Source organism: Streptacidiphilus sp. MAP5-3 (assembly GCF_041262505.1).
In the GTDB taxonomy this organism is placed as follows: Bacteria; Actinomycetota; Actinomycetes; order Streptomycetales; family Streptomycetaceae; genus Streptacidiphilus.
The window spans coordinates 35,364-59,695 of the sequence record NZ_JBGCCL010000034.1; the positions used below are offsets into that span (position 1 = coordinate 35,364).

The window sequence follows — 24,332 nt, forward strand, 5'->3', positions numbered from 1 at the left end:
GTTCCAGCCAGGCCTCCCGGCGGCTAGGATGAAACGTCTTTTTCAGGAGGTGGCTCGTGCGACCAGCGCCCGGGGGTGTCGGCGAGGCCGTGCGGCTTCGGCTGGGGGAGTTCAGTCCGGCGGAGCGGAAGGTCGCGCGGGTGCTGCTCGCCGCGTATCCGGTGGCCGGGTTCGAGACGGTGGCCAGGCTGGCCGAGCGGGCCGGCGTGAGCGCGCCCACGGTGGTGCGGTTCGCGCAGCGGCTCGGGTTCCGGGGTTATCCGGAGTTCCAGCAGGCGCTGCGGGACGAGTTGGAGGAGCGCGAGGCCTCGCCGCTCAGCATGTACGGGTCGGCGGAGTTCGCCGAACAGGCCGAGGCCGAGGGCGGGTTGCTGACCCACAGCGGGCGGGTGTTCAGCAACTCGGTCGCGGAGACCTTCCGGATGCTTCCGCAGGACGAGATCGACCGTGCGATCGCGCTGGTGGCCGACCCGGGCCGCCGGATCACGGTGGTGGGCGGGCGGTTCACCAGCACGCTGGCGTCCTATCTCTGCCTCCACCTGGTGCAGATGCGGGCGGACTGCCGCGTGCTGCCCGAGGCGCCGGTCCAGCGCGTGGCCATGGTGGCCGAGCTGGGCCGTCGGGATGTCGTCGTGGCGCTGGACATCCGGCGCTACGAGGTCGCCACGCTCCAACTGGCCCGGGCCGCGCATGCGCGCGGAGCCGCCGTCGTCCTGGTGACCGACACCTGGCTGTCCCCGGTCGCCGAGGTCGCGCAGGTGGTGCTGCCGACGGTGGTGGCCTCGCCCTCGCCGTACGACACGCTGGTGCCGGCCATGGCGGTGCTGGAAACCGTCGTCGCAGGTGTGCTCGCCACGCTCGGTGAGGCGGCGACCGCTCGGATGGCGGCGGGCGAGCAGGCAACACAGGAGCTGTCGCTGTCCTGAACCGACCCCGGACGATGTGCCCGGACACCCGTGTGCCCGGCCAACGTGTCCACGTGCAATCGAAGCCCTCCCGGCGCCCACCGCGGCGCCAGGAGGGCTTCGGCGCGTCCAGGGCCGCATCAGTTATCGAACTGAAACAGCTATTACATCTTCCGCAGAGCTGCCGCCATCTGTAATTTGTTTCTCCATCGCCGCCTCTCCCTCGCGGCTGCAAGGAGACACCCATGTCCACAATCTCCCCGCCCGGTCGGGCCGGCGCCCTCGCGGCCGTGGTCGGCTGCGCGCTGCTCGCCACCTCCTGCGGATCCACCAGCCAGTCCGCCGGCTCCACAGGCTCGACCGATGCGACCGTCGCGGGCGTCCGCATCACGGTCGACCGGCCCCTCCACGACGCGCTCCCGGGCGCGATCAAGTCCTCCGGCGTCGTGCGGGTCGCCTCCGACGTGCCGTACGCGCCGTTCGAGATGTACGCGAGTGCGGGCAGCACGCAGATCACGGGCATCGACTACGACCTGGGCCAGGCCCTGGGCGCCGAGCTCGGGGTGCGCTTCACGTTCACTCCGGTGAAGTTCGAGGGCATCATCGCCGCCATCGACGCCGGCCAGTACGACGTGGCGATGTCCGACATGGGCGACCGCAAGGCCCGCGAGCAGCAGCTCGACTTCGTCGACTACACCCAGGACGGCACCGCCATCCTGGTGGCCAGGGGCAACCCGTCCCACATCACCACCTTCACCGACCTGTGCGGCAAGGCGGTGTCGACCGAGGCCGGTACCAACACGGAGAAGTTCGTCGAGGACACCGGCCAGCGCCTGTGCACCGCCGCCGGCAAGCCGCCGATCAGCCTGCAGACCTACCCCAAGGACTCCGACGGCCAGCTCGCGATCAAGGCCGGCAAGGTGGTCGCGCATGTCCTGGACGCGGCAGCCGCCGGCTACGCCGCTGCGACCGCCGACCAGGGCGCCTCCTTCGAGGTGGTCAAGGACCCCACGGCGCCCGATGGTTACAACTCCACGCCGAACGGCATCGCGGTGGCCAGGTCCGAACCCCAGCTGGCCGACGCCATCCAGAAGGCGCTCCAGCAGCTCATCGACGACGGCACCTACGGCCGGATCCTCGCCGCGTACGGGGAGTCCTCGATCGCGGTCGCCAAGGCCGAGCGCGACGCGGCGGTGAGCTGACCATGGCCTCTTCCACCCTCCCGCTCCGCGACCGTGCCCCGTCCGAGGCGTCGGAGTCCGTCGTCCCCCTGCGCCACTACGGCCGCCACGCCGGTGGCGCGGTCGCCCTGGTGTGCCTGGGCGGCGTGCTCTGGTCGTTCGGCAAGAACCCCAATCTCGACTGGCCCACCATCGGCGCCTACCTGTTCAAGGACCTCACGTTGCAGGGCCTGTGGACTACGGTGTGGCTGACCGTGGTCGCGATGGCGATCGGGCTGGCCGGCGGCGTCCTGGTCGCGGTGATGCGGCTGTCCGGCAATCCGGTGCTGCGCGGGGTCTCCTCGCTCTACGTCTGGGTCTTCCGGGGCACCCCGCTGCTCGTCCAGATCATCTTCTGGGGATTCCTCGGCGCGTTCTACAAGAACACGATGATCGGCATCCCCTTCACCCACATCACCTTCTACTCCACCCCGACCAGCACCCTGGTGGACGCGACCACCGCGGCCCTGCTCGCCCTGGGGCTCAACGAGATCGCCTACGCCTCGGAGATCATCCGGGCCGGAATCCAGGCCGTCGACCGGGGCCAGACCGAGGCTGCCCAGGCCCTCGGCATGACACCGGTGCTGACGATGCGTCGGATCGTGCTGCCGCAGGCGATGCGCTCCATCATCCCGCCGCTCGGCAACGAGGTCGTCACCATGCTCAAGTCCACAGCGCTGGTCTCCGTGATCGCCGGCCACGACCTGCTGTCCAACCTCCAGGACGTGTACGCCCAGAACTACAAGGTGATCCCGCTGCTGGTGGTCGCCAGCCTCTGGTACCTGGTGCTCAGCAGCCTGCTGAGCCTGCCTCAGTCCTGGCTGGAGCGCCGCTTCGGAGGTGCCCGATGAGCGCGGTGAGTTCGAGTAGCGCGGTGAGCGAGATGAGCGAGATGGGCGAGCCGATGGTGGTCGCCGAGGGCGTCCACAAGCGATACGGGTCCGTGGAGGTTCTGCGCGGCGTCGACCTGACCGTCCGGCGCGGCGAGGTCTGCTGTCTGCTCGGCCCGTCGGGCTCGGGCAAGTCCACCTTCCTGCGCTGCGTCAACCGCCTGGAGCGGGCGGACGGCGGCTCGATCAGCGTCGACGGGGAACCGGTCGGCTTCCGCCGCCGCCATGGCCGGCGCCACGAGCTGCGGGAGAAGGAGGTGGCTGCCGCCCGCCGCGACATCGGGATGGTCTTCCAGCGGTTCAACCTCTTCCCGCACCTCACCGCCGCCGAGAACATCATGGAGGCGCCCGTGCGCGTCAAGGGCGTCGGCAGGGACGAGGCGCGGCAGCGGGCCGCGAGGTTGCTCGACCGGGTCGGCCTGGCCGACAAGGCCGACAGCCGCCCCGCCCAGCTGTCCGGCGGCCAGCAGCAACGCGTGGCCATCGCGCGGGCGTTGGCGATGGATCCCAAACTGATGCTGTTCGACGAGCCGACCTCGGCGCTCGACCCCGAGCTGGTCGGCGAGGTGCTCGACGTGATGCGCGGACTCGCCGAGGACGGCATGACGATGATCGTGGTCACCCACGAGATCGGCTTCGCCCGCGAGGTCGCCGACACCACCGTGTTCCTGGACGGCGGGGTGGTCGTCGAATCCGGCCCGCCGGCCGAGGTGTTGACCGCGCCCCGGCAGGAGCGCACCCGCGCGTTCCTGGCGAAGGTCCTGTGAGCACCCCCGCGCACCCCGGGTGCGCCACCGACCTGCCCAGCACCACTGGCCTTTCGGCCACCGAGCAGCTCGAGCGGCATGTCCAGGCCCGCTATGACGGCTTCCTGGCCGACCTGGCCCGCCTGGTTTCCGTGGACTGCGGCAGTTGGAACGCCGAGGGCGTCAACCAGGTCGCCGACTTCTGCGCCGACCGGCTCGCCTCGCTCGGCTTCACCGTCACCCGCACGCCCGCCCGGGCCGACGACGGCCGCCCCCTCGGCGACATCGTGGTGGCCCGGCGCCGCGGCGACCTCCCGCACGGCCGCCGGATTCTGCTCCTCGCCCATATGGACACCGTCTACGACGACGGCACGGCAGCCTCCCGTCCGCTGCGGATCGAGGACGGCATCGCCTACGGCCCCGGCGTCACGGACGACAAGGGGGGCCTGCTCGCCGGCGTCACGGCCGCCGCGGCCATCACCGACAGCGGCCGACACCCGTATGCCGAGCTGGTGTTCCTGCTCACTCCGGACGAGGAGATCAGCTCGGACGCCAGTCGTCCTGCCATCGAGCAACTCGCTGCCGAGGCCGACTACGCGCTCTGCCTGGAGGCCGCCCGGGAGAACGGTGACCTGGTCTGGGCCCGCAAGGGGATCGCCGACCTGCACCTCACCGTCAGCGGCCGGGCCGCGCACTCCGGCGTCGAGCCCGAGCGCGGCGCCAACGCGGCGCTGGCCGCCGCCCACCTGGTCGTCGCGCTCCAGGGGCTCAACGGGCGGTGGCCCGGCGTCACCGTCAACGTCGGTGTGGTGCACGCCGGTTCACGCACCAATGTGGTCTGCGCCGAAGCCCGGCTGGAGCTGGAGGTCCGCGCCGCCACCACCGACGAGATGGACGCCGCCCTGGCCGCCGTCGAGGCTCTCGCCGCGCGCCCGGTCGTCCCCGGCACCTCGGTGTCGGTCCACCGTCCGGCCGCCTGGCCGCCGATGGCGCCCAGGGACGAGGCCGCGGGCATGCTCGCCCAGGCCCGGGAGATCGCCACCGAGCTCGGCTTCGAGGTCACCGCGGTCGCCACCGGCGGGGCGGCGGACGCCAACCTCGCCTCCTCCCACGTGCCCGTCCTGGACGGCCTCGGCCCGATCGGCGGCGGGGACCACAGCCCCGCCGAGTGGCTCGACCTGACCAGCGTCGTCCCCCGCACAACCCTGCTCGCGGCGCTGATCACCCGCCTGGGAGCCGGCTGACCGCTCGGCTCCACTGAGCCGACGGCCATCGCCGTCGGCTCAGTGGAGCGCGGGGTGTCTCTGGACGGTGGCCGGGCGGATCAAGGGCATCGGGTTTGTGTGCTCGCCGGAGGCACCGGTGAGGTTGGCCGACAGCTGCCTGTCCCATGAGTCCCGAGATTGTTAACGAATTAATATCCAGGGTCAACGGTAGGCGCAAGGCAGGGGAGTTGGCGACGTGTCACACGACCAGGTCGGGTGCTCCGCTCCGCGGTCGCCCCCTTCTGCCAGTTCGCGGAAGAGGCTTGTGGTCCCGGGCGCCGGGATCAGAGCCGCACGGCGTCGACTTCGGCGCGGGCGGCGGCGGTGATGCCCCGATCCGTGACGAAGTGGGTGTCGGCCTCGGCGGTCGAGCCCGTTGCCCCCAGCGGGATCCACGTCCCAGCGCGCCGCGCCCGGACGGGGCTCTTGGCGGACAGGTGGACGGCGGCGACGCCGGTGGCGGCGAGCAGCGAGATGTCGGTGGGGCGAACCCCCGCGCCGGCCATCACCTGGACGCCGGGGGCGGCTGCGACCATCTCGGCGATGACCGCTGCTCCCTGCGCGGCGCTGGCCGCGCCGCCCGAGGTGAGGATGCGGGTCAGACCGAGGGCAGGCGCGAGTGCCGCGGTGGCGACGGGATCACAGGCGTGGTCGACAGCTCGATGCAGGGTGATCTCGACCGGCCGGCCGACTGCTGCCTCGGCTGTGCGGCCGGCGTCGACCAGGCGGCGCATCGCGTCCAGGTCCAGTACGCCGTTCGCCGTCAGCGCGCCGACGACGACGCCCTGCGCGCCCGAGGTGACGACGGACCGTACCTCGGCGGCCATCAGCGCGATCTCGTCGGTGTCGTAGCAGAAGTCGCCCGGACGGCAGCGGACCAGGGCCTGGACCGGGAGACCGACGGCCGCCGCCGCCTCGACGAGCGCCGCCGACGGGGTGACTCCGCCGAGTTCGAGCGCCGAGCACAGTTCCACCCGGTCGGCTCCCGCGTCCCGCGCGGTTCGGGCCCCCGCAGGGCTGGTCACGGCGATCTCCAGAGCGAGCGCGCGGCTCACTCGTCGTCCCCGGTGAGCGGCTGGTCCGACGGCGCGATGATCCGGGCGGTCAGGTCCGGGTCGGCCATCTCGGGGTCGAACGGGAACATCGGGCGGCGGATGCGATGGTGCCCGAGCCGGACCAGCTCCTGGTCGACGCCACCGGGGGTGAGTGCCAGACGCCAGTCCGCGGACATGTCGAACAGCTCGGGCTCGAGGTATCCGATCTTGACGATGACGATCTCGGCGGACCTCGGGTCGAGTGCGAGCTCGATGAAGTCCCGCTCCAGGTGGTAGGGCTTGCGCAACTTGGTCAGGATCACGTGGACCCGGCCGACCCGCAGCACGACCTCCGTCTCGGCGTCGCGGTCGCCGTGCTTGACGGCGTGCACCGCACCAGTCATGGTGATCGGCCCGGCATGCCGGTCGTCGACCTCCGCGCCCGCGGTGACCGTGACGGTCGCGCCCACGCCCGCCTCCGCGGCGGTGGCCACGGCGTCGGGTCCGGGCACGGAGGCGTAGATCACGGCCGGGCCGTCGGTGTCCTTGAACTCGGGCCGGGCCAGCACGCGTTCGAGGCCCCAGGTGACGTCGCCCGCGCCGCCTGCTGTCGGGTTGTCGCCGCTGTCGCTGATGAAGAACGGTCGGGCGCCGGAGGCGAGAGCCTGGTCCAGGCAGCCGTCGAGCGTGCCGGTCGGGGCGACGAAGGCGAAGCCGCGCCGCGCCTGCCAGAATCCCTGGGCCAGCCGCTCCGCTCCGGCAGTGACGGCGTCGCGGTCGGGGCCGGTGACGACGACGGTTGCGCGGTTGCGCGGTTCGTCAGCCCAGGCGTAGCCGACCCAGATCGCGGCGTCGAGCACACCGTCCACGGCCTCGACCTCGTCCACGGCGGCGTAGACGCTCTTGGCGGGCTCGATCCGGGTGGAGGTCTGCTCGCCGGCCAGGAGCACCGGCACCGGGACCCAGGCCTTGACCGGACGGGGCGCGCCGGAGTTCAGCAGGTCGACCAGGTTGCGGGCGGCCCGCTCCTTGGTCTCCATGTGGTCCTCGTGCGGGGCCATCCGATAGCAGGTCATCAGGTCGCTCATGTGCGCGAGTTCGCGCGAGACGTTGCCGTGCAGGTCCATGGAGGTCGACACGATGACGTCTGGGCCGACGGTCTCGCGGATCCGGGCCAGCAGCAGGGCCTCGGCGTCGTCGACGCCCTCGACGCTCATCGCGCCGTGGATGTCGTACCAGAGACCGTCCAGGCGTGGCATGGCGCCGAGGCTCTCGAGCAGCTCGTCGGACAGTGCGGCGAACGCCTCGGCGGTGACCATGCCCCCGGGAAGGGACTTGCCGATCAGCGCGCCCCTCCACTCGGCGGAGTCGTGCAGCGGCTGGTCGGGGGCGAGGAACGGATAGCGGGTCAGAACGTCGTCGCCGCGCTGCGGGTGGAAGGCCGGGGCGTGGGTGCGGGCCGGGGAGAAGGTGGACGACTCGATGCCGAGCCCGGCGATGGCGATGACGGGATGCTCGACGGGCGTGCGGGGTTGGGACATGGTTCCTCGCGGGGTGGGTACACGTGCGGCGGTTGGCCGGGGGCGGTCGTGCTGGAGACCGGTGGAGAAAGTCGGTCAGGAGCGGAAGAAAATGGTGCCGGTCCGGAGGCCGGTGCGGACAGGCCCTAGGCGACGGTGTCGAGCGCGCGGGCCAGGGTGCGTTGAAGCGCGAACTGGCCGACGCCGACGAGCCCGGCGTCCGCACCGAGGCTCGCGCGCTCGATGGTGAGGTGCTCGGTGGCCAGCGGATGGCAGCCCTCGTAGAGCTGGCTGCGTACGGCCGCGACCAGGGGTTCGAGCGTGGACAGGATGCCGCCGAGGTAGACGGCATCTGGGTTGAAGAAGTTGACGTTGGCGGAGAGCACCTGGCCCAGGTACTTGCCGGCCTGCCGTACGGCGCGGGTCGCCTCCGGGTCGCCGTCGGACACCAGTTGGACGACATCCTCGAGTGAGCTCACCTGTGCGCCGCGCTCGCGCAGGATGCGGACCAGCGCCGCGCCGGAGGCGATGGTCTCCAGGCAGCCGGTGTTGCCACAGGAGCAGGGCCGATCCCCGGCGGCGTCGACCCGGACGTGGGTGATGTCGCCCGCGGCGCCGGTCGCGCCGCGGTAGAGCCGGCCGTCGGCGATGATCCCGACCCCGATGGCGGAGCCGACCTTCACCATGATCGACTGGCGGCGCTCGACCGGTCGGACGGTGTGCTCGCCGAAGGCCATGCAGTTGGCGTCGTTGTCGACCGCCGCAGGCACCCCGAACCGCTCCTCCAGCCAGGCGCCGACCGGGAACCGGTTCCATCCCGGCATGCGCGAGGGGAGCGTCACTGTGCCCTTCTCCACGTCCACCGGCCCGGGGAGGGACAGTCCGACCGCGCTCAGCCGCTCGCCGGCGCGCCGTGCGGCGACGCCCTCCAAGGCCTGGGCGAGCAGCGGCAGCGTGGCCTCGGGGCCGTCCTCGATCGTGAACGGGATGGTCGAGACGTCGGAAAGTCCGCCCCCGGGCAGGACGACGCCGATGTGTGCATGTCTGCCGCCCAGGTCCGCTGCGAGCGCGAACTCGGCGGTGCCGCCCAGCCGGAGCACCTTGCGCGGGCGTCCGCCAGTGGACGAGCGAGTGCCCTGCTCGGTGACCAGCCCGCGGTCGACGAGTTGGCTGACCGTCAGCGAGATCGTCGACGGGGCGGCACCCAGCAGCTCCGCGAGCTCGGTGCGCGAGGTCGCCTGCCCTGAGGCGATCAGTTCGAGGATGCGTGCGACCAGGGAGGCCCCTCGGGGGCTGCTCCGCTGACTGGCACTTATGTCAGGCATGGGCCGACTAACTCCAGGATCGGAAGGAAGGGTCCTGAGCCTACGCCCCCCCGAGTGTCGGTGGTAGTGCTGTCGGCAGGTCTGGGGGCCGCCTTTTGCCAAGCCCTCCGATTTCCTTGATCAACTATATCAGTGCAGGTCAGAGTGAATTGATGGAGCGGCTTGGCTTTTGCCAGAATGGAAGAAATCGATTTGTTACGCAACTTTGTTTGTTTTTTCGGGGTGGTGCGCCGTTGACTGTCCCCGCCAGCGCCGCTCCCGGGAAGCCTCCCGCTCTCTGGCCGGGACGCGACGGTCGGGTCGTTCATCCTGAGGAGAGTCATGTCCCTTGCTCGCACCGCGGCAGGCCGCCGCTGGGCCCTCGCGGCGGTCGTCGCCGTCGCCGCCGGCACGCTGCTCACAGGCTGCGCCGGAGGCAGCGGAAACTCGTCGTCCTCCGAGTCGTCCGACTCCGTCAACTACGCGCTCCCCGCGAACTTCACGCCGAACTGGATCCTGCCGATCGGCACCGCGGCCCACCTCAACACCAACAACATCTCCATCGCCGCGACGCTGTGGGAGCCGCTGGTCGCCTACGACGGTTCCACTGGCACTATCGGCTGGAACAAGGCCGCGTCGATCGCCAGCGCCGCCGACTTCGCCCCGGACGGCAAGAGCGTCACGATCACTCTGGGCAACCGTCTCTGGAGCGACGGAACGCCGATCACCTCGCGCGATGTCGAGTTCTGGTTCGACCTGATCAAGGCGAACAAGGCGCAGTGGGCCAACTACAACGCGGGAAAGGCTCCCGACAACTGGACCGGGTTCAAGACGATCGACGCCCAGCACTTCACCATCACCTTCGACAAGGCGTACAACCCGCAGTGGATGCTCGCAAACGAGCTCAGCATGATCACGCCGCTGCCGCAGCACGCGTGGGACAGGACCAGCGCGTCCGCCCCCGTGTCCGACGCCGACCGGACGCCCGCGGGCGCCCAGCAGGTCTGGAACTACCTCAACACCGCTGCGAAGAACATCTCCGCCTACGCCACGGACCCGCTGTGGAAGACCGTCAGCGGCCCCTACACGATCGACACCTACTCCACGTCCGGCAAGGTCGTCCTCACCGCCAACCCGAAGTACGACGGCGGGGAGAAGGCCGGCATCAAGACGGTGAACCTGCTGCCGTTCACCACCACGTCCGCGGAGGAGAACGCGCTGCGCGCGGGGCAGGTCGACTACGGCTACATCGACTCCACCGATCTCGACCAGCAGTCGTCGTTCACCAACCTCGGCTACACGGTGAAGCCGTGGACCGGCTGGGCGATCACCTACATGCCGTACAACTTCAACAACCCGACCATGGGCCCGGTCTTCAAGCAGCTGTACGCCCGACAGGCGATCCAGACCTCGATCGACCAGGACAGTCTGGCGAAGGTCGTCTTCAACGGCACCGCCGTGCCCGGTTACGGACCGATCCCGCAGGCACAGTCCTCCGACTTCCTCTCGCCGGTGCAGAAGTCCAACCCCTATCCCTTCTCCACCACCAAGGCCAAGGCCCTGCTCGCCGCCCACGGCTGGACCGAGCAGAACGGCATCATGGTCTGCACCGACCCGGGCAGCTCCGCCACCCAGTGCGGCGCGGGCGTAGCGCAGGGCACCAAGTTCCAGATGCAGGTGCTGTCGCAGTCCGGGTCGACCGTCACCGACAACATGATGAGCGCGATCCAGTCCTCGCTGGCCGAGTCCGGCATCGGGCTCAGCATCAAGACCGCGCCCGTCAACTCGGTGCTGTCGCAGACCCCGCAGTGCACCTCGGGCCAGTCGATCTGCACCTGGCAGCTGTCCTTCTTCGGCACCGCCGGCAGTTGGTACTTCCCGGCCTTCCCGACCGGTGACTCCCTGTTCCAGAGCCAGGGCGGCTCCAACTTCGGCAGCTACTCCAACCCCGCGCTGGACAAGCTGATCACCGCCTCGACCACGTCGAACTCCACCCAGGCCGTGCAGGACTACAGCGCGGCGGCGGCCGACGACCTGCCCGTGATCTGGCTTCCGGAGCCCGACTACCAGATCTCGGTCATCAGGAACGGCCTCGGCGGCTTCGCCCAGGACTCGCTCGCCGACTTCCACCCCGCTCAGTGGAAGTGGACCAAGTGAACCGCCGGCCGCGCGTCACCGAACCGAACCCATCGGAAAGCACATGACCAGCCTCCTGTACCTGACCAGGCGAGTCCTTCAGGCCGTGGCGGTGATCCTCGTCGTCACCGTGGTCGTCTTCTGCCTGCTGCACGCCCTGCCCGGCGGTCCCGCACGCGGGATCCTCGGGCCGCAGGCCACCGCCCAGCAGATCGCCGAGTTCAACCGCGCCCAGGGCCTCGACCGGCCTCTGCCCGTGCAGTACCTCTACTATCTGCGGACCCTGCTCCACGGCGATCTCGGCACCTCCTACACGCTCAACGAGCCCGTCTCGCAGCTCATCGCCCAGCGCCTGCCCAAGACGCTGGTGCTCACCGTCCTGTCCGCGGTGGTCGGGCTCGTCATCGCGGTCCCGCTGGGCATGTGGCAGGCCGTCCGGCGTAACAAGCCGGTCGACTACGCCGTCACCGCGCTGAGCTTCGTCGCCTACGCGACCCCCGTGTACTTCCTCGGCATCATCCTGGTGCTGGTGTTCAGTCAGATCCTGCCCTGGTTCCCGCCGCAGGCGCCGCAGGGGGACACCGTCGCCCAGGTCCTGTCCGACCCGGCGGGCCTGGTCCTGCCGGTGACCGCAGGAGCAGCGTCCATGATCGCGGTGTTCAGCCGCTACATGCGGGCCGCGACGCTGGAGAACCTCTCCGAGGACTACGTCCGCACCGCGCGGGCCGGCGGGACTCGGCAACACGCGATCCTGTGGCGGCACGTGTTCCGCAACTCGCTGACCCCGGTGATCGCGATGCTGGGCTACTACGTACCGGTGCTCTTCGGCGGTGCGCTCGTGGTCGAGCAGCTCTTCAACTACCCCGGTATGGGCCTGCTGTTCTGGAGCGCCGCCCAGTCGTCCGACTACCCGGTCCTGCTCGGCTGCGTCCTCGTCATCTCGGTCGCCACTGTGGTGGGCACGCTGCTCGCCGACATCGTTCAGCGGATCGTCGACCCACGAGTGAAGGCAGGTCGCTCATGAGCGCCGAGTTGAGGCCCGACCAGGCGCCCGGAACCCCTGCGTCCGCCACCCCGCCGGACCCCCGGCCCGAACCTGAGGCAGCGACCGGATTCCGTCTCGCCGCCGGCCGCTTCACCCGCAACCGCCTCGCTGTCGCGGGGCTGGTCGTGGTGGTGCTGTTCGTACTGTTCTGCTTCGTCGGGCCGTACCTTTACCACACCGACCAGGTCCACACCACGCTGACGCAGGTGAACCTGTCGCCCAGTGCGAAGCACCTTCTCGGCACCGACGCCGTCGGCCATGACGAGCTCGGACGCCTGATGTACGGCGGCAAGGTGTCCTTGCTCGTCGGCCTGGCAGCCGGTGTGCTGGCGACGGTCATCGGCACGGTCTGGGGAGCGGCTGCCGGCTACGCCGGCGGTTGGGTCGACGCGGTGATGATGCGCGTGGTCGACGCCGGGATCGCCATCCCGGCGCTGTTCATTCTGCTCGTCATCTCGGCCATCACCACCCCGGGCGTGTTCGGACTCATCGTCATCCTGGGCCTGGTGTCCTGGCTCGTGCCGTCCCGTCTGATCCGGGCCGAGACGCTCACGCTGAAGAACCGTGACTACGTGCTGACGCTGCGCGCGATCGGCGGCTCGCACACGCGTGCCATCACTCGGCACGTCCTGCCGAACTCGATCTCGACGATCGTCGTCGCCGCGACGTTCCAGGTCGCCGACGCGATCCTGCTCGTCGCCTACGTGTCGTACCTCGGCCTCGGCGTGCAGCCGCCGGCCACTGATTGGGGTGGAATGCTCTCCGCCGGTCTCACCGCCGCCTACTCCGGACGCTGGTGGTTGATTCTGCCTCCGGGCCTCGCCGTGATCCTCGTCGTGTGCGCGTTCAATGCCATCGGCGACGGCCTGCGCGATGCCTTCGACGTGAGGGGGCGCGGATGACCGCCGCAGACCGCTTCGCCGCGGACTCCTCGGCTGCGGCCGAGCAGCGGATGCTCGAACTCGACGACCTCGGCGTCACCTTCACCACGGAGACCGGCGAGGTGAACGCCGTGCGCGGCGTGTCACTGCACGTCCGCCCCGGCGAGACGCTCGCCCTGGTCGGCGAGTCCGGCTCCGGCAAGTCCACGGTCGCGTTCGCCGCGATGGGCCTGTTGCCGGGCAATGCCCGGGCCACCGGCCGCGCGTCGATCCGCGGGACCGACGTGGTCTCCGCGCCCGAAAGCGAGCTCGCGGGCCTGCGCGGGCGCACCGTGTCGATGGTCTTCCAGGAGCCCGCGACCGCGCTCGACCCGCTCACCCGGATCGGCGCGCAGATCGCCGAGGTGATCCGCAACCACCGGGACCTGAGCGCCAAGGAAGCTGCGGCTGAAGCCGTCGAACTGCTGCGCCGGGTCGGCATCCCCGAGCCGGAGCAACGGGCCACCGCGTTCCCGTTCCAGCTGTCCGGCGGACAGCGACAGCGCGTCGTCATCGCCATGGCTATCGCCAACTCGCCCAGCCTGCTGATCGCGGACGAACCCACCACCGCGCTCGACGTCAGCGTCCAGGCAGAGATCCTCGACCTGCTGCGCGGCCTCACGGCCGAGGCCGGGACCGGAGTGCTGCTGGTCACCCACAACATGGGCGTCGTCGCGGACTTCGCCGACCGGGTCGCCGTCATGCTGCACGGGGAGATCGTCGAGACCGGGTCGGTCGAGGAGGTGCTGCTGCACCCGACGCACGACTACACCAAGCGGCTGCTCGCCGCCGTTCCGAGGCTCGCCGTCGCCGAGACCGACCCGGCACCCGTGCACACCGGCGCGCCTGCGGAGGCGCCTGCGATCGGCGAGCCGGTGGTGGAACTACGTGACATCTCCGTGCGGTTCGGCCGCGGCCGCAATGGGGTACGTGCCCTCGACGGCGTCTCGCTCTCGGTCCGCCCCGGCGAGACGGTGGGCCTGGTCGGCGAGTCCGGCTCCGGCAAGTCGACGGCGGCCCGCGTGGCGCTCGGGCTGATCCGGCCCACCTCCGGCAGCGTGTCGCTGTTCGGCTCCGACCTCGGCCGGATGCGCTCGCGTGCCCGCCGGTCGCTGCGCTCCGGTATCGGCGTGGTGTTGCAGGATCCGGTGGCCTCGCTCGACGCGCGGATGAGTGTCGCCGAGTGCATCGCCGAACCGCTACGGGTGCACCGACGGGCCATGTCGGCACAAGAACGCCGCGCACGAGTCGCGGACGTCCTCGAACGCGTACGACTCCCACGTACCCTGGCCAACCGCGCGCCGCGCGAACTGTCCGGCGGTCAGCGTCAACGCGTCAGCCTCGCCCGCGCGTTGGTGCTCGAACCCCGGCTGCTCGTCGCCGACGAGCCGACCAGCGCGCTCGACGTCAGCGTGCAGCAGTCGGTGCTGGAGGTGATCTCCGAGCTCCAGGCCGAGTTGGGTTTCGCCTGTCTATTCGTCTCGCACGACCTCGCCGTGGTGCAGCAGTTCGCGCAGCGCGTGGTGGTGATGCGCGCAGGGCGTATCGAGGAGCAGGGCCCCACCGCGTCCACGTTGCTGTACCCGGAGACCGAGTACACGCGCCGGCTGCTCGCGGCTGTTCCCATGCCGGACCCGGTGCTGCAACGGCAACGACGGGAACACCGTCTCGCCGGGCAGACCATGGGCGGATCGGAGGTGCCCGCGTGACCCGTGACGGGACGCCCGGCCAGGAGCACGACGAGACCCCGCGCGTCTTCGCGGGCGCCGACATCGGCGGCACCACGACACAGGTGGTGCTGTGCGGCCACGACCTGGCCGTGCTCGGCCGCACCGAGGTCCCCACGCCCGCAGCGCAGGGCGGCGAAGCGATGCTGCGCGTCGTGCTCGACGCGGTCGCCGACCTGCGCGCGCGAGTGCCGTCGCGCCTGCTCGCGGTCGGCGTGGGTGCGGCGGGCGTGGTCGACGCGCGGGCCGGACGGGTCCTGGTCGCCAGCGACTCGTTCTCGGGCTGGGCCGGGACGGAGGTGACCGCCACGCTCGGGTCCGCCCTGGGCGTGCCGGCCTTCCTCGACAACGACGTCAACGCCTTCCTGCACGGCGAGGTCGCGAGGGGCGCGGTAGCGGGCGAGCCGAACGTGCTCGGGATGACGCTCGGCACCGGCGTCGGCGGCGCCTTGTGGATGAACGGAGCGCTGGTCGACGGTCCGCACGGGGCCGCCGGCGAGATCGGCCACATCCCGGGGTTCGGCGACCTCGTGTGCTCCTGCGGGGGCCGCGGCCACCTGGAGACACTGGCCTCTGGCCGCTCCATCGGCGCCCGCTACCGCGAGCGGACCGGGCGACACCTCACTGCGAAGGAGGTTGCCGCAGCGGCGCATGAGGGCGACCCGGACGCCCGGGCGGTGTTCGACATCGCGGGGTGGGCGATCGCCCGTGCCATCCTGATCACTGCGGGGGTGGTCGACATCACCACGGTGGTGATCGGTGGCGGCGTCAGCCGGGCCTGGGAGCTGCTGGAGCCACCGATCCTCAGGGCGCTCGGTGACGAGCCGCCGGTCAGTGGCCACGCGATCCGTCTGTCCCGGACCCGGCTCGGCGGCGACGCCGTCGCGGTCGGTGCGGCCTCTCTCGCGCGCACGGAGATCATCGCGGCGGCCGGTGGGTAGCCCGCGTCTGACGGAGTCGCCGTCGATCTCCATCTAAGGGCGAGCACGCGCCACTGTCAGCGTCGCGCTCTACCGTCCGAGCTTGCCGAGAGCCACAACCACAGCGCGACAGGCCGACGCACCCAGGGACAGGGCGGGCCCGACCTGTACCCTCCCAGGGGTGGCGTGAAGTGCTAACGTCCGGTCAACATCGTTGCCCGGCACGACCGGACGGCGCACGCCGATGCGCAAGTCCAACGCGTCCACCGGGCCGCATACGAGGGGGACGGCATGAAGAAGCTCGCACGAATAGCGTCGCTGGCGGTGACGCTGAGCATTGCAGCGGTCATCGGGTCCGGAGTAGCCCAGGCCGATACCGGCTCCCGCGCGTACGACCACGTGGCCGTCGGTGCAGTCAACAGCGGCGTGTCACCGTCCGTTGCCGTCCGCGTCAACGACACGAACCCGTGGGGCAGCTGATAGTCAGGGCCGTTGAGGAGTTGACGACGGAGGTCGGCGAACTCGGAACGCCGAGTAAGTGACCTGGGTACAGCGCGATGGCCGGGCCAGCTCCGAGACACGGGAGCAGGTCCGGCCTTGTGCTGGCTCACATGGCGGGGTGAAAGAGGTGCAGGCCGCCGTTGACGACGCGCACCTCTCGCTCGGCCTCGGTGTGGAGCCAAGTGATAAGGGCTGCCAGCCCCACGCCGTCGATCGCCACTTCGAGTCTGCCGGCGTTGTCGACCGGCTGGGGGTCGGGCCTGACTGACACCTGACCATGTCCTGTGGGCTCTGCTCGTGCTGACGAGCGAAGAGGTCCAGTGCCGACGGACGGTCTCAGGGCAGGGTGGTGGTGTCGATCTCCTGGATCTGTTTCGAGTCGTGGTCCGAGACGAGCAGGGCTTCCCCGTCGGGGCTGAGGGCGAACTCGCGGGGGAATGAGCCCGTGGGGATGCGTCCGAGGGCGGCCGGCTTCCCGGCGAGGGCGGCCTGGCTGTCCACGACCGTCAGGCCGGTGACGGCACCGGCGGTGTGGAACCGGTCGGAGTCCGCCGTGACGACGAGCCTGCCCCCGTGAACCAGGGCGAGGCCGACGGGGGCGGTGCCGACCTGGACGGAGGCGAGCAGGGCGTGGTGCGGATCGGTGGTGAGCCTGCCGACGTCGAAGGCGAGCAAGGCGTTGCTGCCCCGTGCGGTGACCCAGAGGGTGCGGCCGTCCGGTGCGGAGAGGACCCGTACCGGCTGGCAGCCGGCGGCGATGCTGGTCAGCAGGGCCTTGACGGGAGCGGACTCCAGGGTGGCGAGGTCGATGACGCTCAGTTCGCCTTGAGCGGAGTCCGCCGGCCCTTTCTGGCCCGGCGTGACCTCGCTGGTGGCGTACAGCCGCTGTCCGTCGGGTGAGAGTGCGCTGCCGACCACCGCGTCGCCCAGCGGAAGGCGGCCGATGTACGAGTTCCGTTCGAACCTGGAGCGAACCGCTGTGCGCAGATCGAAGACCTCGATGTCGCCGCGATGGTCGGTCCCGGCGTCTCCGTACTCCTGGCTGACGAAGGCGTAGCGGTCGTCGGGTGAGACGGTGACCTCGATCGCGCTGGTGCCGGCCGTCCCGGTGAGCGTGCCCAGTACGGCTCCCGCGGCTCCGGCTGCTGCCTTGGCCGCGTCCACCACGATTGCTCCGCGGTCCGCGGCGATGAGCAGTTCGCTTCCGTCATGGGTGAGCGTGATTCCGGTGGCGCCTTCCTTGCCCAGGCTCGCGGCCGGAAGCGGGATCGTGCGCACGAGCCGGGGCGTGCCCCCGTCGGTGGACAGTACTCCCAGTCCCGAATGCAACACGGTGAAGGCGAGGTTGCCCTTCGAGGCGTAGACCAGGCCGAACGGTTGTGCCGGGACGGTCAGACTCACCGTCTGCACGCCGCTGAGCTGCCTCTCCGCCGGGGCGGGCCCGGACTGGCACGTGGGTGGTGACTCCGGCTGCGATGCCAGCGCGGCCACTGGCGTTGTCAGCGGTGCGGCACCGCCCCGCTGACACGCCGAGCCGACCAGGCCCACAGCCAGTGTCAGTAGAAGCGAAGACAACCGCCGTCCCGCGAGATTCATTCTTCTCCTTCCGCCGTATCCTGAGGCGCAGCGATCGTGCCGCAGGTTCTTGTGGATTCCTGGTGAGTGCGGCTGCCTTCAGGCAAGACAAGAACGACCGGCCGCTCCTCCTGAAAGCGCGCCGCAGCTGCTGCCGGCGTCCTCATCCTGGCGGGTGCCGCGTTCGCCCGCCCCGCCGGGTACCACACGATCAACCTCGATGCCTTCAGTGGTGATTCGACTGTGGGTGGCCATGCCTGGTTGAGCGTCACCCGGGTCGCCGTCGACGCCCAGACCCGCCACTCCGATGTGGTCCTGACGGGCAGCCCCTGCGATGGCGTGCGCGGCCCGACGGTTCGGCTCAGCACGCGTTCGAGGCCCCCGGTGACGTCGCCCGCGCCCGCGGTCGGGTTGTCGCCGCCGTCGCTGATGAAGAACGGACGGGCGCCGGAAGCAGGGGCCGGTCCAGGCAGCCGTCGATGGTGCCGGTCGGGGCGAGTCCTGGTGGGCTGTCAGCTGGGTCCGGCTGGCGGTGCGAGTGGACCGGGCCTGTTCGGCGATGCGTTGGGCGAGCGGCCTGTCGGGGGAGTCTGGCGATCGTGTGCCTGGACCGGGCCGGCGCTCGGCCAGCACCAGGTTGGGCCCCTGCGGCTTGCGCACGGCCGCGAGGTTCGGCTGCGCACACCTGATCACGCCGGCGGTGTTGCCGGACGGCCTTGCGATGCGCATCGTCATATATGAAGCGATGTCGACTCGGCGCGCTCGTGTACGAGGGGTTCTGTCATGAGCCTGTATTTACCTAGGTGAAGGGCGTTGACCGGTCCAGGTGGACATCTTAGGATCATGGTCAGTCATATATGAGATTTCGTCAGCGCGTTGCCTCAAGACCCGAGATCCAGGGCAGACGGTCGGGCTTCGTAATGCCTGCAGCCCAAGGTATCGGTCGACCAGGGGCTCGCCGCTGCCCGTCGTACCGGCGCCACCGTCCATGAGCCCACCCGTCTCAAGGAGCCGTGATGCACCTCCGTCGAACCGCCGGCCTGGCCGCAGCAGGCCTGCTGACCCTGCTCGGACTGGCCACTCCCGCCCACGCTGCGGGGGTCCCGCCGACCGCGGCCGGTGACAGCCGCAGTGTCAGCCAGCCTGTACTGCCGCCGATCTGCACCACCCTGAGTGCGCAGCTCGCCCCGACGAACCGGCAGTTCAGCTCGGCCGACGAGCAGAACCCGCCCGACACCGCGCGCATTCAGACAGCACTCAACTCCTGCAAGGTCAGCGGTAGTTCCACCGCCGCGGTGGAGCTGACGGGCAGCGGGGCGGACAACGCGTTCCTCTCCGGCCCGCTGACCGTCGGACCCGGTGTCGTCCTGCTGATCAACAGCGGCACCACCCTGTACGCGTCGCTCAACCCGGCCGACTACCAGGTCTCCGGCGGGGCCACCTGCGGGTCGCTGTCCAGCTCCAGCAGCACCGGCTGCCAGGCGCTGATCACCGTCGACGGCGCGGGCGCGGGCGTCATGGGGATCCGCTCCGCCAGCGGCGCCCAGGGCATGATCGACGGCCGCGGCGACCTGGACATGTACGGCACCAGCACAAGCTGGTGGCAGCTCTCGGCCAACGCCAAGTCCGCGGGGGACAAGCAGAACAACCCGCGCATGATCGAGGTCAGCAACACGAGCAACGTCACGGTGTACGACCTGGACATCGTCAACGCCCCGCTGTTCCACATCTACGCCGAGGGCGTCAACGGCCTGACCGTCTGGGGCGTGCGGATCAAGACCCCGGCCACCGCACGCAACACCGACGGCATCGACCCCGACTCCAGCACCAACGTCACGATCAACCAGTCGTACATCCAGGACGGCGACGACGGAGTCGCGATCAAGACCAACAGCGCGGCCGCCGCGAACATCACCGTGGAGAACAGCAACTTCTACGGAACCCACGGCATGTCGATCGGCAGTGAGACCAACTACGGCATCACCAACGTCCTGTTCCAGAACAACACCGTCAACGGCTCGGACACGTCAGGTAACGTCAGCGGAGACAACAACGGCATCCGGATCAAGAGCTACCCGGGCAAGGGGGGCACGGTCTCCCAGGTGACGTACGACGACACCTGCATGACCGGGGTGAGGCACGCGCTGGAGTTCAACCCGGCCTACTCCAGCGGCAGCGGTTCGATCCCGGAGTTCACCGACGTCGTCGTCAACGGCGCGGTCGCCCAGAACTCCGTGTCCGGTGCCGGCTCGCTCCTTGACGGCTACAACAGCTCGAACCTGCTCGGCCTGACCCTGGAGAACGTCAGCCTCGACGCGACGTCGACCAGCGCCCAGTACGCGAACATCGGCCTCTACAACACCGACATCAGCCCCTCCGGTACCGGGGTGACCGTCACCAGCGTGTCCGGCAGCGGCTCGGTGCCCTCCTGCACCTTCCCGGCCTACCCGGGCCTGTAGGCGGCGGCGCCAGCTCCACGACGAAGCGCCCCGGGGCCATGGGCCCCGGGGCGCTGTGGCGCGTAGGCCGGGTCAGCGCATGCCGGAGCCGGGGGCGGTGGGGAACGCGGGGAAGGAGCACGGCTCGTGGCCGTCGCCCGAGCCGTGGGAGGGGGCGACCACGCTGGTGGTGACGTCGGTTCCGGTGGGCGCGAGATCGGTTCCGGCCAGGGTGATGGCGGCGTACTGGGCCTGTACGGTCGTGGCGTCGAAGTCGACGTCGCGCAGCGTGATGCCGGACACGTGGGCGCTGTCGTAGCCGTCCAGCACGGACTGCGCTCCGGGCAGGGAGTGCCAGGCGCGGGCGCCGTCGACGGTGACGGACTGGAACAGCGGAATGCTGGTGCCGGTCGGGGCCGCGTAGTTCGGGTCGATGTCGATCAGGTACTGGACGCCGGTCATGCAGGTGTCGGCGTAGGTGACGTTGCTGACGGTGCCGCCGGCGCCGGGGTAGCTCTTGACGCGGATACCGTTGTCGAGGGTGCTGGCGATGCCGGAGCGGTCGGTTCCCTGAAGGGTGTTGCCGACGAAGAGGACCGAGTCCAGGCCGTAGGTCGTGCCGCTGCCGATGGACAGGCCATGGGTGCCGTAGCAGTGCAGGTTGCGGATGGTGACTGCGGATTCGGCGGCGTTGTTGGTGGTGAGGGCGACGCAGTCGTCGCCCTCGTTGAGCCATGAGTCGGCGACGGTGGCCTCGGTCGAGGAGTCGACGTCGACGCCGTCGGTGTTGAGGGCGTAGGCGGGTGTGTCGATGCGCAGGCCCCAGACGGTGACGCCGATGCTCTGCGTGATGAACAGGTGCTGTTTGGCGGCGTCGACCAGGGTCAGGTCGTGGACCGTGAAGCCGTCGGACTGGCCTGCCTGGACCAACCGGGGATTGACCTGCTTGAGGCCCTGTGCCTTCGCGGTGGTGGCCTGGTCCCACCAGGAGGCGCTGGTGCCGAGGATCGGCAAATCGCCGCGGCCGTCGATGGTGCCCTGCCGACCGTGGCGGAGACTGCTGTCGATGCCGGCGTTGCGCCCCCGGACGGTGATGAACGGCGCGCACCCGGTCCCGCTGGCGCCGATCGACCCACAGGTGGCCTTGCCGCTCTGCTGGTACTGCGCGGCGACGCGGGTCGCGTAGAGCGTGACGTCGCTGTCCAGGACGAGGTGTTCGCCGCCGTGCACGGTCAGCGGCGCGGACAGGAAGGCGGTGTCGGCGCCATGTCCGGTGAGCCGGACCTGCTCGCCCGTGCCGGTGCAGGCATCGAGGGCGGCTTGGATGCGGTCAGTGTCGGGCGGGGTGGCCTCGTCGGCCGGGTCGAAGGTGCGGGTTCCGCCGGGGAGGCTGGCAGTGACGGTGGCACAGATCCCGCCCGGAGTGCGTGGTTCGGCCACGTTCCGGCGATCACCGAGCAGGGTGCGCGGCGGGACGTCGGCGCCGGGGACGACCGGGTTCCAGCCGTCGCTGCCCGCCAGCGCCCCGGTGGCGGTGTAGGAGGCGGCCGCGGTGGCGGTGAGCTGGGGGCGACTGGCGGTGGAGGAGGTCGTGGAGCCGGGGCCGGTGTTGGCGTACTCGCCGTAGCGCCCAGCGGACCAGGTCGCGCCCGAGATGCCCAGCCAGGGGGCGGCGCCGTCGACAGCCTGCGGCAGCACTGTGTCGCGGATGACCACCTGCGGGTCGGAGTCGGCGGCGGGCTTCCAAGCGCGGCCCAGGGCGAGCGTGTTGTCGGCCAGGGTGGTGTTGACGGTGGAGCCGGTGATCAGGATGCCGTGGGCCTGGCCGGCCGGTGTGGCCGGAGCGGTCAGGTAGGCGCTGGCGTAGACGCCGTCATTGAGGGCGTCGATCGTGGAGCGGTCCACGACCAGGTCGCCGTTGCCGAAGATGAAGTCGACGTCGCCCTCGATGGTGGAGGCGTAGACGTACTGGCGCAGGTCCGTGCCGGCGCTGGAGCCCCAGGTGAGCAGGGTGTCCTGGTGGCCGTAGAAGTCGTCGTGCAGGTACTGCTGGCGGTCGCCCTCCATGGCGACGGCCACAGCCTGGGTGCCGGTGACGTTCGGGTACTGGGTCTTGTCGAACGTGTTGGCGATGGTGAGGTACTCGGCGGTGAAGTCGCTCGCCTGGGCGTGGACGGTGGCGGAGCCTTCGGTTCCGTACGGCAGGCCGGTGGCCGGGTCGGTCTCCTGGTGGTAGTGCGCGGCGGTGATGACGACGTCGGCCGGGTTGCCGGTGGCGCCGACCAGGCTGAGGTGCGGCTTGCTCGCCGGGATGGTGACGGTCTCGGCGTAGGTGCCCTTGGCGATGGAGATGACGTACGGGGTGGGCGAGTTGTCGGGAACCGCGTTCACAGCGGCTTGGACGGAGGTGTACTGGGCACCGGTCTTGGCGACGGTCAGGGTGATCGGGGCCGCCGCGCGGGCGGCGGCGGGGCCGACCGCTCCGGCGGTTCCGGCGGCCGCCACGGTAGCGACGGCCAGCAGCCGAGCGCCGAGTACGAGACCGGCACGGTGGGGGAGTCTCATGAGTTCCTTCCAGGGGTGGGGTCCCAGCCGTCCAGGACAGTCGACGGGTCGCTCCAGACGGCGGCTTGGGCGGCGGTGAGCTGGGTGGAGCAGGCCAGCCGGGCGCTGGTGTCGACGGGAGCGCCGGCCAGGTCAGTGGAGTGGTACTCGTCGAACTGAAGGGTGCCGCCGCGGCTGCAGTCGGCGTTGTCGAGCTGCCAGCCGGCAGGGGCGATCTGGGGGCCCATCGCGGTGTCGATGAAGACCGCCTGGCTGTAGGGGTAGACGGTCGGGTCGATCCGCCCCAGGTAGACGGAGCCAGCGGGGACGGTCGGGGCGGCGGTCAGCCGGTCGCGCAGGAATACGTAGCCGTGGTGGGTGGCGTCGTTGCGGACCTGGGTGACGTAGCCGGCGTGCAGCGAGCGCAGTTCGCTGTCCTGGATCAACACGGCGCCGAAGCCCCAGGTGAAGTCGACGTCTCCCTCGATCACGCTGTGGGTGACGAAGCCGCGGCCCTGCAGGCGCAGCGTGTCCTGGTAGGAGAAGAGGCTGACGCGGTCGAGGGTGATCCGGTCGGCGTTGCCGCGGAAGGCCTCGGCCTGGGAGCCGCCGTAGGGGGTGGTGTTGCGGATCGTCAGGTCGCGCAGGGTGAAGTCGTCGGCCTCGTCGTTGAACGCGCCGCGCCAGCAGTTGTTCGCATCGTGGCCGGGGATGAGCTGCCGGATGCAGACGCTGGTGGTGTGCGCGCTGTTGAGGGTGTTGTTGTTGGTGTACTGGATCACGGTCCGGCCCTGGCCGACGCCTTCGACCGTCAGGTGGGGTTTGGTCGGTGGGACCCAGTCGAGTTCGGTGTAGGTGCCGGGCCCGACGCGGATCGTCACGGGTTTCGTGTCGCCCGGCGGGACGGCGTCGATCGCCCCTTGGACGGTGCAGAAGTCGCCGTGTCCGCGTGCGTCCACGACGAGGGTGCGCGCGTCCGTCCGGGGTGGGCGGGTACGGGTGCGGAAGGCGAACGCGTCGGGGTTGCTGATGCCGGCGAAGCCGTTGAAGACGCCGGGGTCGACGGTGACGTAGTAGTGCTGGTCGTAGTCGAGCTGGTGGTGCAGGTAGATGGTGGCGGTGCCGCCGGCGATGATCACGGGGGTGTAGCTGAATTCGTGCGGGGCACCGGAAGCGTCGGTGGCCCCTCCGATCGTGCGCTGGTAGGTGGCGGGGTCCGCCAGGTCGATGCTGTCGGCGACGGAGCCGTCGGCGCGGTGGACCTCGATCCTGCCCGAGTCGCCGAGGGTGGGCGGGGTCGGGAAGGTCAGCGCGAGTGCGCTGTCGGTGCACGCTCGCCCACTGCCGCCTTGGACGGCGGCCGAGTATGGGGCGTCGTCAGCGTGTGCCGGTGCGGGGGTGAGTGGGGCGATCGCGGCGAGCGCGAGGGCGCAGGCCGCGCCGGACGAGACGAACCAGGGCATAGAAGGCTCCTCTGCACGGGGTGGGGCAGGGCAGCGGCGGGCCGCAGGCGACGGGGGCGGGCCTGCCGCCGAGTGCGGGCGCGGCGGTGTGCCAACAGGCAAAGGTTTCTAGGTGCCGTTCCCCATCTCATATATGACGCGCCGTGAGGCTACGGCCGTGCTGAGGCGGGGTCAATGGG

19 protein-coding genes are annotated in these 24,332 nt (G+C 70.4%); 12 read left to right on the forward strand and 7 right to left on the reverse strand.

Going from position 1 to position 24,332, the window contains the following annotated elements; translation table 11 throughout:
* The first annotated feature begins 56 nt into the window (after window positions 1–56).
* From ABH928_RS32055 to ABH928_RS32075, 5 genes are all read left to right on the forward strand, one after another.
* Window positions 57–926: a MurR/RpiR family transcriptional regulator gene (locus ABH928_RS32055; protein WP_370072181.1), complete on the forward strand. Its 870-nt coding sequence runs from the start codon at window positions 57–59 to the stop codon at window positions 924–926.
* Window positions 927–1,150: 224 nt separating this feature from the next.
* Window positions 1,151–2,107: an ABC transporter substrate-binding protein gene (locus ABH928_RS32060; RefSeq protein WP_370072182.1), complete on the forward strand. Its 957-nt coding sequence runs from the start codon at window positions 1,151–1,153 to the stop codon at window positions 2,105–2,107.
* A 2-nt stretch (window positions 2,108–2,109) separates the two neighbouring features.
* A complete protein-coding gene (locus ABH928_RS32065) occupies window positions 2,110–2,976 on the forward strand; it encodes an amino acid ABC transporter permease (RefSeq protein ID WP_370072183.1) in 867 nt (288 codons plus the stop codon).
* 41 nt (window positions 2,977–3,017) lie between these two features.
* Entirely contained in the window at window positions 3,018–3,782 is a 765-nt protein-coding gene (locus tag ABH928_RS32070) for an amino acid ABC transporter ATP-binding protein (RefSeq protein ID WP_370072217.1), read from the forward strand.
* Entirely contained in the window at window positions 3,779–5,005 is a 1,227-nt protein-coding gene (locus tag ABH928_RS32075) for a M20 family metallopeptidase (RefSeq protein WP_370072184.1), read from the forward strand. Before ABH928_RS32070 ends, ABH928_RS32075 begins: the two co-directional genes overlap by 4 nt.
* A 305-nt stretch (window positions 5,006–5,310) precedes the next feature.
* Here ABH928_RS32075 and ABH928_RS32080 read toward each other — a convergent pair whose 3' ends face one another.
* From ABH928_RS32080 to ABH928_RS32090, 3 genes are all read right to left on the reverse strand, one after another.
* Window positions 5,311–6,081: a copper homeostasis protein CutC gene (locus ABH928_RS32080; protein WP_370072185.1), complete on the reverse strand. Its 771-nt coding sequence runs from the start codon at window positions 6,079–6,081 to the stop codon at window positions 5,311–5,313.
* Window positions 6,078–7,601, reverse strand: coding sequence for a M81 family metallopeptidase (locus ABH928_RS32085; RefSeq protein WP_370072186.1), 1,524 nt, complete (start codon window positions 7,599–7,601; stop codon window positions 6,078–6,080). The genes ABH928_RS32080 and ABH928_RS32085 overlap by 4 nt, the downstream gene beginning before the upstream one ends.
* 125 nt (window positions 7,602–7,726) lie before the next feature.
* Window positions 7,727–8,905, reverse strand: a complete 1,179-nt coding sequence (locus ABH928_RS32090) for an ROK family protein (protein WP_370072187.1) — start codon at window positions 8,903–8,905, stop codon at window positions 7,727–7,729.
* 321 nt (window positions 8,906–9,226) lie between these two features.
* On the opposite strand from ABH928_RS32090, the gene ABH928_RS32095 reads away from it, so the two are divergent.
* From ABH928_RS32095 to ABH928_RS32120, 6 genes are all read left to right on the forward strand, one after another.
* Complete coding sequence (locus ABH928_RS32095; RefSeq protein WP_370072188.1) at window positions 9,227–11,041, forward strand: peptide ABC transporter substrate-binding protein; 1,815 nt, start codon at window positions 9,227–9,229, stop codon at window positions 11,039–11,041.
* A 43-nt stretch (window positions 11,042–11,084) separates the two neighbouring features.
* Window positions 11,085–12,044 (forward strand): ABC transporter permease, encoded by a 960-nt coding sequence (locus ABH928_RS32100; protein WP_370072189.1) that lies wholly within the window; start codon window positions 11,085–11,087, stop codon window positions 12,042–12,044.
* Window positions 12,041–12,967: an ABC transporter permease gene (locus tag ABH928_RS32105; protein ID WP_370072190.1), complete on the forward strand. Its 927-nt coding sequence runs from the start codon at window positions 12,041–12,043 to the stop codon at window positions 12,965–12,967. Before ABH928_RS32100 ends, ABH928_RS32105 begins: the two co-directional genes overlap by 4 nt.
* The gene (locus tag ABH928_RS32110; protein WP_370072191.1) at window positions 12,964–14,694 is read left to right on the forward strand and encodes a dipeptide ABC transporter ATP-binding protein; all 1,731 of its coding nucleotides are present in this window, start codon (window positions 12,964–12,966) and stop codon (window positions 14,692–14,694) included. The genes ABH928_RS32105 and ABH928_RS32110 overlap by 4 nt, the downstream gene beginning before the upstream one ends.
* Window positions 14,691–15,653: an ROK family protein gene (locus tag ABH928_RS32115; RefSeq protein ID WP_370072193.1), complete on the forward strand. Its 963-nt coding sequence runs from the start codon at window positions 14,691–14,693 to the stop codon at window positions 15,651–15,653. The genes ABH928_RS32110 and ABH928_RS32115 overlap by 4 nt, the downstream gene beginning before the upstream one ends.
* Window positions 15,654–15,923: 270 nt before the next feature.
* Window positions 15,924–16,112 (forward strand): hypothetical protein, encoded by a 189-nt coding sequence (locus tag ABH928_RS32120; RefSeq protein ID WP_370072194.1) that lies wholly within the window; start codon window positions 15,924–15,926, stop codon window positions 16,110–16,112.
* Window positions 16,113–16,239: 127 nt separating this feature from the next.
* Here the strand turns inward: ABH928_RS32120 and ABH928_RS32125 are convergent, their stop codons facing one another.
* Both ABH928_RS32125 and ABH928_RS32130 read right to left on the reverse strand, forming a co-directional pair.
* On the reverse strand, window positions 16,240–16,404 hold the full coding sequence (locus ABH928_RS32125) for a hypothetical protein (protein ID WP_370072195.1): 165 nt from the start codon (window positions 16,402–16,404) through the stop codon (window positions 16,240–16,242).
* Window positions 16,405–16,469: 65 nt separating this feature from the next.
* On the reverse strand, window positions 16,470–17,543 hold the full coding sequence (locus ABH928_RS32130; protein ID WP_370072196.1) for a hypothetical protein: 1,074 nt from the start codon (window positions 17,541–17,543) through the stop codon (window positions 16,470–16,472).
* Between the two features lie 1,181 nt (window positions 17,544–18,724).
* Here ABH928_RS32130 and ABH928_RS32135 point away from each other — a divergent pair.
* Window positions 18,725–20,167 carry a glycoside hydrolase family 28 protein gene (locus ABH928_RS32135; RefSeq protein WP_370072197.1) on the forward strand — a complete coding sequence of 481 codons (1,443 nt, stop codon included), beginning with the start codon at window positions 18,725–18,727 and terminating at the stop codon, window positions 20,165–20,167.
* Window positions 20,168–20,239: 72 nt separating this feature from the next.
* Here the strand turns inward: ABH928_RS32135 and ABH928_RS32140 are convergent, their stop codons facing one another.
* Window positions 20,240–22,711 carry a pectinesterase family protein gene (locus ABH928_RS32140; protein WP_370072199.1) on the reverse strand — a complete coding sequence of 824 codons (2,472 nt, stop codon included), beginning with the start codon at window positions 22,709–22,711 and terminating at the stop codon, window positions 20,240–20,242.
* The gene (locus tag ABH928_RS32145; RefSeq protein ID WP_370072200.1) at window positions 22,708–24,153 is read right to left on the reverse strand and encodes a pectinesterase family protein; all 1,446 of its coding nucleotides are present in this window, start codon (window positions 24,151–24,153) and stop codon (window positions 22,708–22,710) included. Before ABH928_RS32145 ends, ABH928_RS32140 begins: the two co-directional genes overlap by 4 nt.
* Between the last annotated feature and the right edge of the window lie 179 nt (window positions 24,154–24,332).